A 16,221-nucleotide genomic window follows, 5' to 3' on the forward strand; every position below is an offset into this window, starting at 1 on the left:
TTAAACCTTAAATTTATTTTCTTTTTTAAATATCATTTTATTTAAATCTTTTTTTTCATTATCATCTTTTAAAACAAAAGATGTTTTTTTAATTTTCTCTTCTTTTATAGTTTTTCTGCTTACCCAAGGTTTGATTAAATAATACGACATTAAAGCTAACATAATTAAAGATGCTATTTGAGAAATAAGTGTTGACTCTTCAATATTATTTGAAAAATTAATTATATTAATATTTGCAAAGAAAAAATCATATATAAAAGCGAATATAAACGATAATATAGCAATAGTTGATACATAAACTATTAAAGATGTTCGTCCTAAAGTTTTATATACAACACTCATAGTAATTGCACTTGTAGCTGGTCCTGCTGTTAAAAATATAAACGCGGCTCCACCACTCATACCTTGAAGTATAAAAGCTGCTGCAATTGGCAAAGAAGCAGTTGCACAAACATATAAGGGCATTGCAAATATCATAATAACAATGTATGTTAAAATTTGATTTTCAAAAAGTAAAGAAGTATATTCTTTTGGTGTAAATGTAGTAAAAATAGCACCTAAAAGTAAACCTATAAATAGTGGTTTTACCATATCTATAAAAAGTGTTTTGTATGCATAAGAAAAAGCATTTTTCAAAGAAAACTTTTTCTTTTCTTGTGTACTTGAGCATGAACTATTACTACATCCACAAGAACTATCTTCTTTAAAGTTTTTAATGTCATCTTCTTTTTCAACAAAATTTTGAACTAAGCCTACAATAATTGCAATAATTACAGAAGAAACAACTCTAAAAACAGTAAAAACAAAACCAAAAAAAGAAAAAGTAGCAAGAATAGAATCAACACCAGTAATAGGAGTTGAAATAAGAAAGCTTTGAACAGCACCTTTACTAGCACCCTCTTTTCTTAAACCTTGTGCAAGAGGAATAACTGAACATGAACAAACAGGAAGTGGTATTCCAAAAAGTGTAGCTTTTAAAACTGAAGAGGTAGAACCTTTTCCTAAGTGTTTTATTACAAAATCATCAGGAACTAATTGTTTTAATATTCCTGCAATTAGTAATCCTATTAAAATATAAATTGCCATTGCATCTAATAATATTAAAAAATTATTTGCGAAATCTATAGCAAAATTCATTTTTTACTCAATTGACGTGTGTTTTTTAATTATTTGTTTCTTGGGTTTAACACCTAATTCAATAAACTCTTCAGATCTTTTAATTAGATTTCCATTTCCAGTTGAAAGTTTTGAGAATGCACTTTCATAAGCTTTTTGAGTTCTATTAATATTAGTACCTATATCTTCTATATCACTAATAAAACCATGAAACTTATCATATAAATCAGCAGCTTTTTTTGAAATAATTTCTGCATTTTCATTTTGATGTTCATTTCTCCAAATATTCTCTATTGTTCTTAAAGTTACAAATAAAGTAGAAGGAGAGACAATCATAATATTATGATCAAATGCCATTTTGAATAAGTTCTTATCTTCTGATGAAGCTAATAAAAAAGCACCTTCAATTGGAACAAACATAAGTACAAAGTCTAATGTTTTAACACCTTCAATATCCTCATATTTTTTAGTACTTAAACTTTTGATATGGTTTGTAATTGATTTAAGAAGTTCTTTTAAAGCTAGTTCTTTTTTAGTTTTATCTTCTTTTTGAGTATATGCAAGATAAGAGTTTAAAGAAACTTTTGAATCTATAATAATATCTTTGTTTGAAGGAAGATGAACAATAACATCAGGTCTTAATACTTTTCCATCTTTATCTGTATATGAACCTTGTGTGTCATACTCTTTACCTTCTCTAAGACCAGTTTGATCTAGAATTGAAGATAAAATCATTTCACCCCAATCCCCTTGAGTTTTGTTTTCACCTTTTAATGCTTTTGTTAGATTAACTGCATCTGATGATATTTTATTGTTTAAATCTTTTAATGTTTTTATTTCAGTAATCAAAGAAGTTCTTTGCTTTGTTTCTTCATTATAAATATCATTTGCTCTTTTACCAAAAGATTCAAGTTGATCTTTAAATGATGTTAAAACTTGAGTTAGATTAACATTTGATTTTTTTTGATTATCTTCAAAAAGTTTATTAGCTAAGTTCTCAAATTCCATTTTCATTTGAACTTTTGATTCTTCTAATAAATCAATTCTTTCATTAAGATTTTCTTCTTTACTCTTTGACATTTTCTCTTGGCTAGATAATTTAAGCTCATAATTAGCTGTAATATTATCTAAAGTCTGGTCCGTATGTCTTTCAAGCATTTTTAATTTATCTTCAAGACTCTCTTTAATTAGCTTTTTTTCTTCTTCTAGTTTTCTATTTGCTGTATTTAAAGTATTAATCTGACCTTCATATGAACTATGGTTTAGTTCAATTTTTTCATTTAATGCTTTTAGCTTTAATAGTGCTTCATCCTGTAAAGCACTTAATTTATTCTCATATTTTTGTCTTGAAAATTGTAAAATTATTAATAAACCTGATAATATACCAATTATTGAAACAATTAAAGTTAAATAATTAACTTCAATTATACCGCTATTCATCATAATCGAACTCCTCTTTAAGTGCTGTGTTTGAATTATTTTTTACATCATATCCTAATTCTTTAAACCGTTCTGTTAATGGTGGATGTGAATAATAAAAGAATATATATAAAGGATGAGATAAAGGAAAAGACTTGTTTTCATTTGCTAATTTTAATAAAGCATTAACTAAATCATTTTTTGAAGAAAGATTAGATCCAAATTCATCTGCTGCATATTCATTATGTCTTGAAATCAATGAAATTAAAGGCATTAAGAAAAATGATAATATTGGTGAAAATATTAAAAATACAACAATAATTGATGATGCTTCTTGATTTAAATGTAAGCCTAAAAATAGCTCTTCAGGTAAATTACCAAAAATTGCAAAAAACACAAACATTACAAGTCCCATAATACCAATATTCTTAAGAATATCTCCATTTTTAAAGTGACCTAATTCATGTCCTAATACAGCCAATAATTCATTATGTGATAATTTTTCAACTAAAGTATCGAATAATACAACTCTTTTTGTACTTCCAAGACCACCAAAGTATGCATTTAATCTATTATCTCTCTTACTTGCATCTACTGAAAAAACACCTGAACTTTTAAATCCAACTTCATCTAAAAGCTTTTCGATTTTACCTTCTAATTCTTTGTCTTTTAATTTTTCAAATTTATCAAACATTTTATCTCTAATAACAGGATATAACATGTTAATTAAGATAATAATTGCAAAAATAAAAGCAAATCCCCATATCCACCATGCAGGAAAAGTTTCAACAATAAAAGCAATACCTGCAATCACTAGAGAACCTAATACTAAAAATAGTAGAGCAGACTTTAGGGTATCTTTTATATATAAATCAACAGTCATATTTGAAAAACCATATTTTTTATCTAGTTTGAAAGTTGAATATAATTCAAAAGGTAATGTTAAAATCCAATTGATAATAATAAAAGCATTTACAAATATTACTGCTTTTAACCAAAAAGATTGAGTAGTTACAAGAGAATCTAAAGCAGATAATCCAAAACTAATCCACATCATGAATATAAGAAAATCATAAAAAGTTGATAAAATTGAAATTTTTTCTTTTTCAATAGAATAATTAGCTGCAACAGTATATTTTGAGGCATCTAAAATAATAGGTTCTAAGTTTTTTGCTTTTTTTACAAAAGCTACTTGCATAAATGAAGTATAAATATTAAATGAAAAATATAGGCAATATCCAATAACAAATATCTCTAACACAAAATAATCCTTTTTTAATCTATAAATTAAATTATATAATACAATCTTTTTACTTGTGTTATAGTAAAAATTATTTGCTTAATTATTTTGTTTTTCTTCTTTTGAAATTTCAACTCTATTACGACCGTTTCTTTTTGCTGCATATAAAGATAAATCTGCTTTATGTAAGATAGCTTCAAGATCTACATCTTGGGGATGAAGCATCGCTATACCAATACTTACTGTAAATTTTATTCTTTTATTATTAGCACTTATATATTCTAAGTTTTGTATTTCTTGTCTGATATTTTCAGCAGCTTGTAAAGCTCCACGTTCTGAAGTATTTGGTAAAACAGCTGCAAATTCTTCTCCACCTAATCTTCCAAAAATATCACTTTTTCTAAGTGTTGAATTACATTTATTTGCCATTAACTTGATAATTTCATCACCTATTCCATGACCATATGAATCATTAATAAGTTTAAATTTATCAATATCAATCATAAGTACTGCTAATTTCTTTTTTTCTCTTCTATTATATGAAATTATAGGCCCACATGATTCAAAAAAACTTCTTCTATTTTTTACACCAGAAAGAGAATCTGTTGTTGCTAAAACGTTTAGTTTTACATTAATTTTATTAAGTTCTTTAGTTCTTTTATCAACTGCTGCTTCAAGAACATCTTGGTATTCTTTTAATCTTCTTTCTTGTGCATTCAATTTTATTGCTTCTAAAATAATAAGTTCAAAATCAACTTTTTTTAATTGTCTTGGGATAACTTTATATACACTTGAATTGTTAATAATATTTTGAAGACTATCTAAGTTAAGTATATCTTTAAATATAATATTTTTTGTATTAGGAGAGTTTTTTGATAATTCAACTAAAAATTCATCACATGTGATATTTGAATTATTATTTCCATTAATAGTAATAAGTACTTCATTTCCTGCAATAATATTGTTGAAACATCCAATTAAAGCTTGTTCTGCATTAATATAGCTTTCTATAATATAATCACTATCTACTATTCTTGAAATCTTACTATATAAAGCATCAAGAATCTCAACATCATTATCAATACAGGCTATCACATATTTAGTCATTTAAATCTCCGAATTAGGATAGTACCTGATATTAATTTAAAATAAATTTAGTTTTTATTTTTAATCTAAAATTTATTTAGAAAAGTTAACATTTTATTTATTATTTTTTTATCTTTAGTAAACATTACTACCTCATAATTATTTTTAAAAGATTCTTTTGTCCAATTTATACTTCCAAGAACTGCTACTTTTTCATCAAATATTGCTATTTTAGTATGTAGTTTTTTATTTGCTATTTTTACAATGATTCCATTATTCTTTAGATATTTATAAATTTTATCATTTTTATCTATTTTAGACTTATCAAGTACTATTTTAACCTTTACCCCTTTTTTTGAAGAAGATACAAGTTCTTTAGCAAATTTCTTATATGAAAAATTATACATTGCAATATGTATATTTCTTTCTGCAGTTTTAATCAATTTTGATATGTTATTTTTTGTTTCTTTTGTTTCTATAGGTAGAAAATATATTTCATTTAAACTTGTAAACGCTATTGCTTTATTATCTTTTGCATATAAGTTAAAACATAAACATATTGAAATAAGTGTTATTTTAAATAAAGACATTCATTAAATCCTTTGGTATTCTAGCTGGTTTAAAGTTTTTTAGAAAAGCTAACTTAAATTTTCCAGTAAATAAAACTTCCCCATCTTTTAAAACTTCTTGATACATTATAATAGACGCAGCTTTCTTTTCAATAATTTTACAAGTAACATCAAGTTCATCACCAAATACAGCTGATTTAATATAATCAGCTTCAACATGCTTTACTACAAAAAACTCATCACCATTATGAGGACTCATATTTTTCTGAAAAAATAAATCTGATCTAGCTCGTTCACAAAATTTTAGGTAATTTGCATAATAAACTACACCACCTACATCTGTATCTTCATAATAGACTCTTATTTTCATTCTCTAACCTCTTATTTATGGACTTTTTTTAAAGAAAAATTAAATAGCGCCTAAAATCCTGCCTATTTTATATTTAAAGCTTGTTGAGATAACTTTAAAATAGCACTATCTCTCCAGTCATAAAAAAATATTCTTCTTCATCTAAAACCATTTTATCATAATAAAAACTAGCTCTATATTATCATCTTCTTTTATATATTTTGCGTATTATTGTAATATAACTGATAAATCTATTAACTTATTTAATGTTGACTTATTTGAGACTCATAATTTAAATATCCTTTCTTTCTATTATTAATATAATACATCTTTAAAAAATAAAAGGGACATAAATGTTGAGTAAAATTAATACTAAAAAGAAATTATTATTATTTCCAAGTATTTTTGTAGTTATAGTACTATCTGTTGGTATACTTTATAGTTATTGGAGTAATGTATCAAATACAAAAATAGATGCTGCAATAAAGACAGATATTTTTGTACAAGATGTGCTAAAAGGTAGGATATCAGTTTATCAGTTTTTAAGAGCACCAAATGAAATTAATGCACAAAAAGTAAGAGATATTTTTAATTCATTAAATTTAGATGTTTCAAATTTTAAGAATGGATTAGATCTTAAAAAAAACAAACTTATATGTGATGAAATCGTTTCAAGTTCAACAAAATATATTCAACATTTTGATGATTTTGCTAATAAAAGAATAACTGACTTTAAAAATGGAATAAAAGATGAAACAGCGGAACTTAAACTTATAATTTCTAAAATGGTAAAAGTTGGTTTAGTATTAGAAAAGAAAATAAGTGAGATTAATATAAATGCACTTGAACTAAAAAAAGAATCAAATGGATTTTTAAATGAATTATTAATTATAGTAGTTTTAATTTCTATTATAGTTTTTTTAATAGTTTCATTATATATCTCTTCTGTGATTGTAAAATCATTAACAGATTTCAATAATGGATTGATATCTTTCTTCTCATATTTAAACAGAGAAACAAATGAAGTTAAACTCTTAAACGCCTCATCAAAAGATGAATTTGGGAAAATGGCAGAAGTAGTAAATACAAATATTGAGAAGACTAAAAAAGGTATAGATGAAGATAGAGAATTAATTGATGAGACGATAACTGTTCTTTCAGAGTTTGAGCAAGGTGATTTATCTCAAAGATTAAATCTTTGTGTTTCTAATCCATCATTAATGGAATTAAAAAACGTATTAAACAATATGGCAGATAACTTTGAGACAAATATTGATAATGTACTTAATATACTTGAAGAATATTCAAATTATCATTACTTAAATAAAATCACTACTAAAGATTTGAAAAAACATCTTTTAAAACTGTCAAATGGTGTTAATACTCTTGGTGATTCAATAACTCAAATGCTTGTTGAAAATAAAACTAATGGTTTAACATTAGATGAAAGTTCTGATATATTATTAGCAAATGTTGACAAATTAAATATAAGTTCTAATGAAGCGGCAAGTTCTTTAGAAGAAACAGCTGCGGCATTAGAGGAAATTACTTCAAATATTAGAAATAATACAGAAAATATTGCAAAAATGGCTACATATTCTAATGACGTGACAAAAGCAGCTCAAGATGGTGAAAAATTAGCAAATCAAACAACAACTGCTATGGATGAGATAAATGTGCAAGTTAATTCAATCAATGAAGCAATTACTGTGATTGATCAAATAGCATTCCAAACTAATATTCTCTCTTTAAATGCAGCCGTAGAAGCTGCAACTGCAGGTGAAGCTGGTAAAGGTTTTGCTGTTGTTGCACAAGAAGTTAGAAATCTTGCAAGTAGATCTGCTGAAGCTGCAAAAGAGATAAAAAGTATAGTAGAAAATGCAACAAAGAAAGCAAATGATGGAAAAGAAATATCATCAAAGATGATTATAGGATATAAAGAGTTAAATCAAAATATTTCTCAAACAATAAATTTAATTACTGATATTGAGATGTCAAGTAAAGAACAATTAATGGGTATTGAGCAAATAAATGATGCGGTAACACAACTTGATCAACAAACGCAAAAAAATGCTATGGTTGCATCTGAAACACATGATGTGTCAATAATTACTGATGAAATTGCAAAACTAGTTGTTCGTAGTACAGACGAAAAAGAGTTTGAAGGAAAAGATCAAATTAAGGCTAAAAGTATGAAATCAAATTCTAATACATCATATTCAATATCAAAAGATACTATTTCTAAAGAAATTTAGGAAGACTAGGTTTTCCAAATAAATATCCTTGAAACAAATTACAACCCATCGAACTTAGCTTTGAATGTTGTTCTTTTGTTTCAACTCCTTCTGCAATAACTTCTAAATTAAATTTACTTCCTATTGATAACATGGTTTCAACAATGATTGAATCATTAGGATCTACTACTAAATCTCGAATAAAAGATTGGTCAATTTTTAGTTCATTTATTGATAACTGTTTCAAATATGCCAAAGAAGAATAACCTGTACCAAAATCATCAATTGATAAAGTTATACCCATTTTATGTAAGTGATTGATTTTTCTAAGAACATTTTGTGTATCTTTGATTAATAGATTTTCTGTTAATTCTAATCTTAATTTTGAAGGATTAATTTTATATTCTTCTATTAATGAAGTTAATATTTCTAAAAAATTTTCTTGTTCAAATTGTCTATAACTAATATTAATAGATATTCTCCAATCTTTTTTTATGGAATCATTTTCCCATTCTTTTAATTGCTTCATTACTTCTTTAATTATCCAATTTCCTAATGGTATAATTAAAGCTGTTTCTTCTGCTAAGGGTATAAATTGATCAGGACTAATAATTCCTTTTTCTTTATCCTTCCATCTAATGAGTGCTTCTACTCCAATAATCTTATCTTGATTATTTTTAATTAAAATTTGTAATTGATAATATACTGCCATTTTTTCATTTTCAATTGCATCTCTTAAACACTTAGTCAAATCTGCTTTTTCTTTTATTATTTGTTGTAATTGAGGATCAAAATAACTATATTTATTTTTACCATTCTCTTTAGCATTATACATAGCAGTATCGGCAAAACTCATTAGGTCTTCTATCTTCTGATTTTCATCTTTAAATAAAACTATTCCAATACTTGCAGTCAATCTTAAATCAAAATTTGATATTAGATAAGGTTTTTTTATTTCCTCAAGAATCTTTTCTGCTACAAAATTTACATTATTAATTACATCTTCTTTATTACTTTCATTTAAATCAAGAGCAATTATAAATTCGTCACCACCTAATCTAGATAATAAGTCTGTTTGTCTTAATACTTTTTGTATTCTTTTAGTTGTTTCAATTAAAACCATATCTCCAATATTATGGCCCTTTGTATCATTAACCATTTTAAAATGATCTAAATCTATAAATAGTATCGCGCCATAAGAATTACTTCTTCTATTTCTTTTGGCCATAGTTAGTAACTGTTTTTTAAATAAAGAACGATTAGGGATTTTAGTTAAGCTATCATATTGTGCTAACTCTAAAATCATTTTTTCTTTTCTCTTTTCTTCACTTATATCTATGATTGCAACTATTTTTATTTTTTTTCCTAAAAGTGTTAATTCTTTTATTCTTAAATTTACAGGAAGTATTAATCCTTTTTTCGTAAGTAATTCTACTTCATAAACTTCTTGATTATGTTCATGAATTATATTTTTTATTAAATTAAAAGAGGAAGGAGCAATAAAGTCAAATAGATATTTATTTATCATTTCATCATTTTTATAAGATAATAATTTTGGAGCTATTGTGTTAGTTTGAAAACAATTTAGATTTTCATCATAAACCATAATTCCTTCAAGAGTAGAATTTATTAGAGTCTTGAAGAATGTTATAAAATTGTCTTTTTCTTCTAAAATTTTTTCTTCTAAAACTTTCTCTTTAGTAATATTAATTCCTAACTGCATATTAACTTTACGGTTATCTTCAGATTTTGTTATATGACTTATAAACATATAATGTTCATTATTTAAAGAATTTTTATTTGCCCATTGATAAGTACTTTCTAAAGAATGAGGGAAAGAAGTTGTTAATTGATTTGTAATAGGACAAAAAGAACAAGGGTTTTTTTGATTTTTTTGTAAAACTTTATAGCATGTTTTTCCAACAACATTGCCAAAAATATCTTTAGCATTTTTATTAGCATAAATTATTTCATTAGTTTCTAAATCAATTGAATAGACTAAAATTCCAGATGCATCAATGGCTGTTTCCATAGATTTAAACATTATTATTACCTTTTAACTTACTGTCTTAATATATAGGGATAGAATACATAAATATTAAGTCACAAATAGGTCAAAATACAAGAAAAAAACTTTTTCATATTATGTTATAATTACAAAGATAGGGGTTTTGAGTGGTTAAATTATTGTTTTTATTTATGTTGGTTATTACATCTTTTTCATCTGAAATTATTGTTTTAGAAAATGATGATGAATATAGTGTTATTCCAAATATTCAAATATATAATAGTTTAGAAAGTGTAGATATAAATGTCATTTCTAAGAATTCTACTAATTGGACAAAAAGCAACGATAATCAATTAAATTTTGGTTATGGAAACAAAAGCTATTGGTTGAAGTTTGAAGTTATTAATAAGTTAGAAAAAGATTTTTTTCTTGAGTTTAATTTAACTACTATTGATTTAATTAATATTTATAAATTTAAGCAAAATATATTGATTTCAGAGTACAAAACAGGACTGGATAAACCTTTTTCAAGTAGACCTTTTATTTCAAATAAATTTATAATGCCACTTGATTTAGAAGAAAATGAAAAATATACTATTTATATTGAACTTAAAAACTCTTTTAAGCCAAATACTTATTCTTTTAAACTATCTTCACATAAACAAATACATAGTGAAATGATTTCTAGAAATATATTTAATGGAATTATTATAGGTATTCTACTAGTAATGCTTTTTTATAATTTTCTTCTTTATATTTTTACTAAATATAAACCCTATAGGTTTTATTTAGTATATATTTTTTCAGTAATTGCACTAAGTATAACACTTTTAAATTACGGATACATGTATCTATATCCTGATAATATGATTTTAAATAAAATATTAATAAGTTTAGCAGAAGTACTAGTTCCTATAAGTATGATTTTATTTTTAAAAGATATTTTAGATATTAAAAGACCAAGTATCACTAATAAAACTTTGAATTTATTTTTGTACCTTCATCTTATTATAATTGTAATACAAATACAAAATATTGCCATAAGCTATGAATATATTTACCTAAGCTCGCAAGTTGGTACTTTCTTTACTGGAATTACTATTTTCTATTTAACTTTTATAATTATAAAAGAAATAATAGCTAAAAATAAATTAGCAAAATTATTACTTGTTGCCTGGTTTTTTCCTTTAACTACTTTAACTTTATATATAATAAATAGATTTAATTATTTTATTGATATTGATTGTATAAATAAAATAGTTCAATTTTCATTTGTTATTGAACTAATTTTAATGTCATTACTTATTGCTTATAAAATAAAAAATATTCAAGAAGAAAAAGATAAACTTGTAGATAGTAATCAATTAAAAGACTTAGAATTATTAAAACAATCAAAATACGCTTCCATGGGAGAACTACTACAGTATATAACTCATCAATGGAAACAACCTTTAATGAGAATCAATTCAATTCTTTTAAATATAGAATCAAAAATGGACACTTCTAAAGATAATTTACTTATAAGTAAATGCGCCTTGATTCTATTGAATCTGAAACTGATTATATGTCTAAAACTATAAGAACATTTTCGCAATATTTTCATCCTTACAAAGAAAAGGCATCAATAAATTTATACTCACTAATCAATGAAATCATTTCTTTTTATAAAAAGACTCTTTCTTCTATAGAAATTAGATTTCATATAAATTGCGATAATAAAAATATAGAAACTATAGGATTTAAAGAAGAATATAAAGAAGTAATATTAATTATTTTAAATAATGCTTATGATGCATTTAAACAAATGAATACAAAGAATAAGAATATAACTTGTACAATTAGTACAATTGGAAATAAGCCATTTTTATCAATTGAAAATAATGGGAAAAAAATTGATGAAAATGATATAAATAAAGTTTTTGAACCATATTACTCAACAAAAAATCAAAATGAAAATGATGGAATGGGTTTATATATTGCGAAAATGATTATAGAAGATAGTATGAATAAAGAGATTACAATAAAGAACACTAAAGATGGTGTTAGATTTACAATTATAGGATAAAAATGAAATTATTATTTGTAGAAGATGATATTGAAATTAGAGAAAATCTCAGATTCTATTTAAAATCAATTTTTAGAGAAGTTATTGAGGTATCTAATGGAAAAGAGGCTCTAAAGGAGTATTATAATTGTACTCCTGACATAATATTATTAGATATAAATATTCCAAAGTTAAATGGGATTGAAGTTGCAAAAGAAATAAGAGAAAGAGATAATAAAACAGTTATTATAATTTTAACTGCACATGATGATAGAGATATTCTTATCCAAGCTATTGAACTAAAACTTACAAAATATTTATTGAAACCTGTATCAAGAAATGTGTTAAAGCAGACTCTAATAAAAGCAATATCTGATGTTAAAGAAATTCAAAATATTGATTTAATGTATGATTACAAATGGAATTTAAAAAATAAGATATTAAAACATAAGAATGAAATTATAAAATTGACAAATAATGAAATAAAATTATTTAATAGATATTGTAATAATACGCAAGAAATGTTTAGCAATGAAGACTTATCCTCTCTTTTATATGAAGATGAAGAGTACAACGAAAATAAAGTAAGAATGTTTTTAAAAAGATTTAGAAAAAATATAAATCCTGAATTAATAATAAATATTTACGGATTAGGTTATAGATTTAATTATTTTGAAAGTAAACTAAATAATTAATAAATTTAGATGAATTACTTAAAGTGTTTCATTTTATGAAGTAATAATTATTGATATGTCTTTTTAAATTAGCTATAGTATAATTTATTTTCAGAGTATCACTCTTTAAAAATATAGAATACTAATTAAAATGGATATTTATGGTCATAGTAGGAATAGGTAATATATTACAAAAAGATGATGGATTAGGTGTATATGCAGCAACATATTTACAAGAAAACTATACCTTTTCTCAAAATATTAAGATTATTAATGGTGGAGTTGAAGGAATACATTTATACAATGTTCTTGAAGATAATACTCATATAGTAATCTTAGATTGTTTACAGTTGAATGATACTCCTGCTTCAATCTACGCTATTCCTGCGAAAGAGATTTCTGGATATGGTCTTAACAATGGTGGTGCTCATGAAATAGGCATTTTACAATGTATGGATATGATGGAACTTCAAGGTAAAGAAATCCCAGAATCAATAGTAATTGGAATAATTCCAGCAAGAGTTACTTTTGAATTTGGATTAAGTCAAGAGCTTTTAGATGCTTTTGAAGGATATATTTCTGTTGTATTACAGTACTTAAAAAAACAAGGTATTGAAGCTACAAAAGTATCTTCGCATACAACATTACATCAAATCATAGATAAAGCAAAAGATCCATCAGGAGTTATGATTTAAGTATATATCAAAATAGCAAGGATTAAATACCTTGCTTCATTACTGATTTTACAACACTAGTTTCCCAACCATCATATTGAGCTTCATAAAATTCTGCTATTTCTATTAAGTTTAATGTCAAATCATCAATATCATGATAAAAAGGTTTATCTAAACGATAGAAATCTAAACCTTTAACACCTTCTTCATTTTCTATTTCTTTTTTAATTTTAAAACCTTCTTTCTCTAAGGCTTGTATTAAAGATTCTTTGGTTTCTTCATTTTTATAATAAACTTTATGCTCAATGGCTCTAGGAGTTTGTAAGTTATCACCTTGTTCTTTTAAATTATCACATACTTTATGATTTTGTATAATTTGCCATTCTTTTGCTGTTGGGTACAATAACTTTTTATAATAGTTCCAATCTGAATCATGACTATGTCCATTACTTATCTCATATGAAGTATGCTCATTTAAAGCATATTCTATAAAATCTGGCCAATTATAAGTAAATTGTAAATAATATAAGAAGGTAACATAACCATCTGAAACAATACGTCCTACATATTTCCCAATACGAAATTTAAGCATAGCTGATTCAAGTTTGTCTTCCATAAAAAGTATTTCAGGTTCTTCTTTTTCAGAAATAAAACCTTTTGCAGTTGCATCTTTTAGTTTTGCTTTCACAAATCCTACTGTTTGGTGAGTAAATTCTAATTCTTCCATATCCATAGAAATACCTGCATTAAACTGTATAAGTGCAGCCTTTCCTTCTAAGTTTTTCATATATAATTCCCAATATTCTTGCATATTAACTCCTTTATTTCATTTCTAAACTCATGAGGTGCATATCTTCCCCATCAAGTATTTTAACTCTAAGACTTTCACATTTTATACAAAAATAACGAACTTCTTCTACCTCAAAAATATTCCCACATTCCTTACATTCAAGTTTCAGTTTTTGAGGATTAATAATCAGCTCTGAGTCTTCACATATTGTTCCCTCTTTAAATGTATCAAAAGCAACTTTTAAAAGATGTATTTCAATACCAGCCATAACACCAATTTTGACAATTATCTTTATAACTTTGCTAGCATCATTTTGCTTAGCTACTTCTTCACATTGATTTAGTAAAGCTTGAACAACACTATATTCATGCATTTTTATAATCCTTTATCATTTCTATTCTTAACCTTGAAGGTGTTTGTAATGGGCTTATTTTATTTACAAATTCATAGCGTAAGTTATGAAACTTACTTTCTTTATCCCAAAATTCCGAATGCATTATTTTAAGTTCTTCTTCTTTTAATACTTCAATCATCTGTGTATTTTCTTCTAAAAATTCTTCTTTATCCCATAAAAATTCTTCATCATATTTTGATATTGCAAAACTATGAAGTGATTCTAAATACTTATTATGACTAAATACCTCATTAACTATACCCATATTCTTACCTTCTGTAATAGATATAGGTAAACAATCATTAAGTAATTTATCTGCTACATCTTTTCTAACTCTTTTAGCTAAAGAATACGTATGATATTCACTTCCACTTAATCCTAATGTCTTATAGTGAGGGTTAAGTACTATACCTTCTTTTCCAACAACATAATCACAAGCAAGTCCCATAAAAAACCCACCAGCTCCTGCATTTGCACAAAAAGAAGCTATAGTAACAACTTCACTAGCATAAAGTATCGCATGAACTACATCATTCATTGCATTTATATTAGCCCACCCATCTTCGCCTTGTTTTTTACTATCTTCTAAAATATTTAAATGTATTCCATTAGAGAAGAAATCTTCTCCTCCCATTAGAACCAAAACATCGCATTGAGTTTTTATATACTCAATTGCATACTTAAGACGAATACACTGAGCCGTATTCATTGCACCATTATGAAAATTAAAATGTAAATAAGTTACATTGTCTTTCTTATCTACGCTTAACTCATAAAATGTTTTATAACTTTTATCAAAAATAAGAGGTAATCGTTCTTCTTTTATGCCTTTTAGTTTTTCTTTAAGCACATAAGTTGAAGGTAATTTAAAACCATTAGGTTCTTTTAGATGACTTATCCATAAAGCTGCATCAACTGTTCCTAAACATATAGCTCCATCTCTTTTTGCTAAAATTTCTTTAGGCTTACCTTTTAGTTTTTCTTCTTTATGTACTCCATATAAATAACAAGGTAAATCTAATATATCATCAAGTAAACCAGGAAAAGAGTCACAAAGATTGACTTTTTCTATTATTTCTTGTGTTGTATCTATTGTCCAATTTATAGTTTTATCTTCTTTTGTCAACTTTTTATGAATTGGATTTAATATTTGTTCTACAAAATTATCATTTTTTATATTTTCTAACAAAGTATCTAAAGCATTAAGAGAAGCTCTTACAATCTCTTTTCTATAAATAGAAGCTTTATAAGTATTTCTAACATCAAAGCTTTCTTGTGCATAAATATTTCCACCATCATATTCTTTATTTGCCTGAAAAACTACTAAACCCCATTTTTTAGTATGACTTTTCAAGGCATGTTCTAAAGAGTTTGGACCTCTATCTCCTCTTGGACCTGGATGAAAGATAAAGACAGGGTATCTATCATAAATGATAGAAGAGATATAACTTTTTAAAAAAGGACAAAGAATTAAATCTGGGTCAAACTCTTCAATTTCTTTTAGTGTTTGTTTTTCTTCTATTGCAAAACATACAGATACAATATGGTTAGAATCTATAAGTTTTGTATGTATAGCTTGAGTAACAGAATTAAAAGATGTAACTAAAAGAAGAATTTTCATTTA

General features: G+C 25.2%; 15 protein-coding genes. 5 read left to right on the forward strand and 10 right to left on the reverse strand.

Annotation, left to right across the window (positions count from 1 at the left end; all coding sequences use genetic code 11):
* The 6 genes from LPB137_RS07620 to LPB137_RS07645 form a co-directional block, all read right to left on the reverse strand.
* Nucleotides 1-1,137 (reverse strand): SO_0444 family Cu/Zn efflux transporter, encoded by a 1,137-nt coding sequence (locus LPB137_RS07620; RefSeq protein WP_076086589.1) that lies wholly within the window; start codon nucleotides 1,135-1,137, stop codon nucleotides 1-3.
* 3 nt (nucleotides 1,138-1,140) lie between these two features.
* Entirely contained in the window at nucleotides 1,141-2,556 is a 1,416-nt protein-coding gene (locus LPB137_RS07625; protein WP_228144649.1) for a DNA recombination protein RmuC, read from the reverse strand.
* Nucleotides 2,549-3,796, reverse strand: coding sequence for a M48 family metallopeptidase (locus LPB137_RS07630; protein ID WP_076086595.1), 1,248 nt, complete (start codon nucleotides 3,794-3,796; stop codon nucleotides 2,549-2,551). The genes LPB137_RS07625 and LPB137_RS07630 overlap by 8 nt, the downstream gene beginning before the upstream one ends.
* Before the next feature lie 78 nt (nucleotides 3,797-3,874).
* A complete protein-coding gene (locus LPB137_RS07635) occupies nucleotides 3,875-4,882 on the reverse strand; it encodes a GGDEF domain-containing protein (RefSeq protein ID WP_076086598.1) in 1,008 nt (335 codons plus the stop codon).
* Between the two features lie 65 nt (nucleotides 4,883-4,947).
* The gene (locus LPB137_RS07640; RefSeq protein ID WP_076086601.1) at nucleotides 4,948-5,451 is read right to left on the reverse strand and encodes a phospholipase D-like domain-containing protein; all 504 of its coding nucleotides are present in this window, start codon (nucleotides 5,449-5,451) and stop codon (nucleotides 4,948-4,950) included.
* On the reverse strand, nucleotides 5,438-5,800 hold the full coding sequence (locus tag LPB137_RS07645) for a YbgC/FadM family acyl-CoA thioesterase (protein ID WP_076086604.1): 363 nt from the start codon (nucleotides 5,798-5,800) through the stop codon (nucleotides 5,438-5,440). The genes LPB137_RS07640 and LPB137_RS07645 overlap by 14 nt, the downstream gene beginning before the upstream one ends.
* 332 nt (nucleotides 5,801-6,132) lie before the next feature.
* On the opposite strand from LPB137_RS07645, the gene LPB137_RS07650 reads away from it, so the two are divergent.
* The gene (locus LPB137_RS07650) at nucleotides 6,133-8,034 is read left to right on the forward strand and encodes a methyl-accepting chemotaxis protein (protein ID WP_076086607.1); all 1,902 of its coding nucleotides are present in this window, start codon (nucleotides 6,133-6,135) and stop codon (nucleotides 8,032-8,034) included.
* On the opposite strand, the gene LPB137_RS07655 is transcribed toward LPB137_RS07650, so the two are convergent.
* Complete coding sequence (locus LPB137_RS07655) at nucleotides 8,021-10,057, reverse strand: sensor domain-containing protein (RefSeq protein ID WP_076086610.1); 2,037 nt, start codon at nucleotides 10,055-10,057, stop codon at nucleotides 8,021-8,023. The two genes, LPB137_RS07650 and LPB137_RS07655, sit on opposite strands and share 14 nt — an antisense overlap.
* Before the next feature lie 131 nt (nucleotides 10,058-10,188).
* On the opposite strand from LPB137_RS07655, the gene LPB137_RS07660 reads away from it, so the two are divergent.
* The 4 genes from LPB137_RS07660 (at nucleotide 10,189) to LPB137_RS07675 (ending at nucleotide 13,434) form a co-directional block, all read left to right on the forward strand.
* Nucleotides 10,189-11,601, forward strand: a complete 1,413-nt coding sequence (locus LPB137_RS07660) for a 7TMR-DISM family protein (RefSeq protein ID WP_076086613.1) — start codon at nucleotides 10,189-10,191, stop codon at nucleotides 11,599-11,601.
* Nucleotides 11,586-12,086: an ATP-binding protein gene (locus LPB137_RS07665; RefSeq protein WP_076086615.1), complete on the forward strand. Its 501-nt coding sequence runs from the start codon at nucleotides 11,586-11,588 to the stop codon at nucleotides 12,084-12,086. The genes LPB137_RS07660 and LPB137_RS07665 overlap by 16 nt, the downstream gene beginning before the upstream one ends.
* Before the next feature lie 2 nt (nucleotides 12,087-12,088).
* On the forward strand, nucleotides 12,089-12,760 hold the full coding sequence (locus LPB137_RS07670) for a response regulator transcription factor (RefSeq protein WP_076086618.1): 672 nt from the start codon (nucleotides 12,089-12,091) through the stop codon (nucleotides 12,758-12,760).
* 140 nt (nucleotides 12,761-12,900) lie between these two features.
* Nucleotides 12,901-13,434 carry a hydrogenase maturation protease gene (locus LPB137_RS07675; RefSeq protein WP_076086621.1) on the forward strand — a complete coding sequence of 178 codons (534 nt, stop codon included), beginning with the start codon at nucleotides 12,901-12,903 and terminating at the stop codon, nucleotides 13,432-13,434.
* A 22-nt stretch (nucleotides 13,435-13,456) separates the two neighbouring features.
* Here LPB137_RS07675 and LPB137_RS07680 read toward each other — a convergent pair whose 3' ends face one another.
* Genes LPB137_RS07680 through LPB137_RS07690 form a run of 3 tightly spaced genes read right to left on the reverse strand, consistent with a single transcriptional unit; the run spans nucleotide 13,457 to nucleotide 16,218 of the window.
* Nucleotides 13,457-14,224 (reverse strand): DUF695 domain-containing protein, encoded by a 768-nt coding sequence (locus LPB137_RS07680; protein ID WP_076086624.1) that lies wholly within the window; start codon nucleotides 14,222-14,224, stop codon nucleotides 13,457-13,459.
* A 10-nt stretch (nucleotides 14,225-14,234) separates the two neighbouring features.
* The gene (hypA, locus tag LPB137_RS07685; RefSeq protein ID WP_076086627.1) at nucleotides 14,235-14,576 is read right to left on the reverse strand and encodes a hydrogenase/urease nickel incorporation protein HypA; all 342 of its coding nucleotides are present in this window, start codon (nucleotides 14,574-14,576) and stop codon (nucleotides 14,235-14,237) included.
* Nucleotides 14,569-16,218, reverse strand: coding sequence for an enoyl-CoA hydratase-related protein (locus LPB137_RS07690; protein ID WP_076086630.1), 1,650 nt, complete (start codon nucleotides 16,216-16,218; stop codon nucleotides 14,569-14,571). Before LPB137_RS07690 ends, hypA begins: the two co-directional genes overlap by 8 nt.
* Nucleotides 16,219-16,221: the final 3 nt, after the last annotated feature.

Source organism: Poseidonibacter parvus, assembly GCF_001956695.1.
In the GTDB taxonomy this organism is placed as follows: domain Bacteria; phylum Campylobacterota; class Campylobacteria; order Campylobacterales; family Arcobacteraceae; genus Poseidonibacter; species Poseidonibacter parvus.

Coding starts and splice junctions, on each gene's coding strand:
- LPB137_RS07620 (WP_076086589.1), bottom strand. CDS start 1,137: ATGAATTTTGCTATAGATTTCGCAAATAATTTTTTAATATTATTAGAT.
- LPB137_RS07625 (WP_228144649.1), bottom strand. CDS start 2,556: ATGAATAGCGGTATAATTGAAGTTAATTATTTAACTTTAATTGTTTCA.
- LPB137_RS07635 (WP_076086598.1), bottom strand. CDS start 4,882: ATGACTAAATATGTGATAGCCTGTATTGATAATGATGTTGAGATTCTT.
- LPB137_RS07640 (WP_076086601.1), bottom strand. CDS start 5,451: ATGTCTTTATTTAAAATAACACTTATTTCAATATGTTTATGTTTTAAC.
- LPB137_RS07645 (WP_076086604.1), bottom strand. CDS start 5,800: ATGAAAATAAGAGTCTATTATGAAGATACAGATGTAGGTGGTGTAGTT.
- LPB137_RS07650 (WP_076086607.1), top strand. CDS start 6,133: ATGTTGAGTAAAATTAATACTAAAAAGAAATTATTATTATTTCCAAGT.
- LPB137_RS07655 (WP_076086610.1), bottom strand. CDS start 10,057: ATGTTTAAATCTATGGAAACAGCCATTGATGCATCTGGAATTTTAGTC.
- LPB137_RS07665 (WP_076086615.1), top strand. CDS start 11,586: ATGTCTAAAACTATAAGAACATTTTCGCAATATTTTCATCCTTACAAA.
- LPB137_RS07670 (WP_076086618.1), top strand. CDS start 12,089: ATGAAATTATTATTTGTAGAAGATGATATTGAAATTAGAGAAAATCTC.
- LPB137_RS07675 (WP_076086621.1), top strand. CDS start 12,901: ATGGTCATAGTAGGAATAGGTAATATATTACAAAAAGATGATGGATTA.
- LPB137_RS07680 (WP_076086624.1), bottom strand. CDS start 14,224: ATGCAAGAATATTGGGAATTATATATGAAAAACTTAGAAGGAAAGGCT.
- hypA (WP_076086627.1), bottom strand. CDS start 14,576: ATGCATGAATATAGTGTTGTTCAAGCTTTACTAAATCAATGTGAAGAA.
- LPB137_RS07690 (WP_076086630.1), bottom strand. CDS start 16,218: ATGAAAATTCTTCTTTTAGTTACATCTTTTAATTCTGTTACTCAAGCT.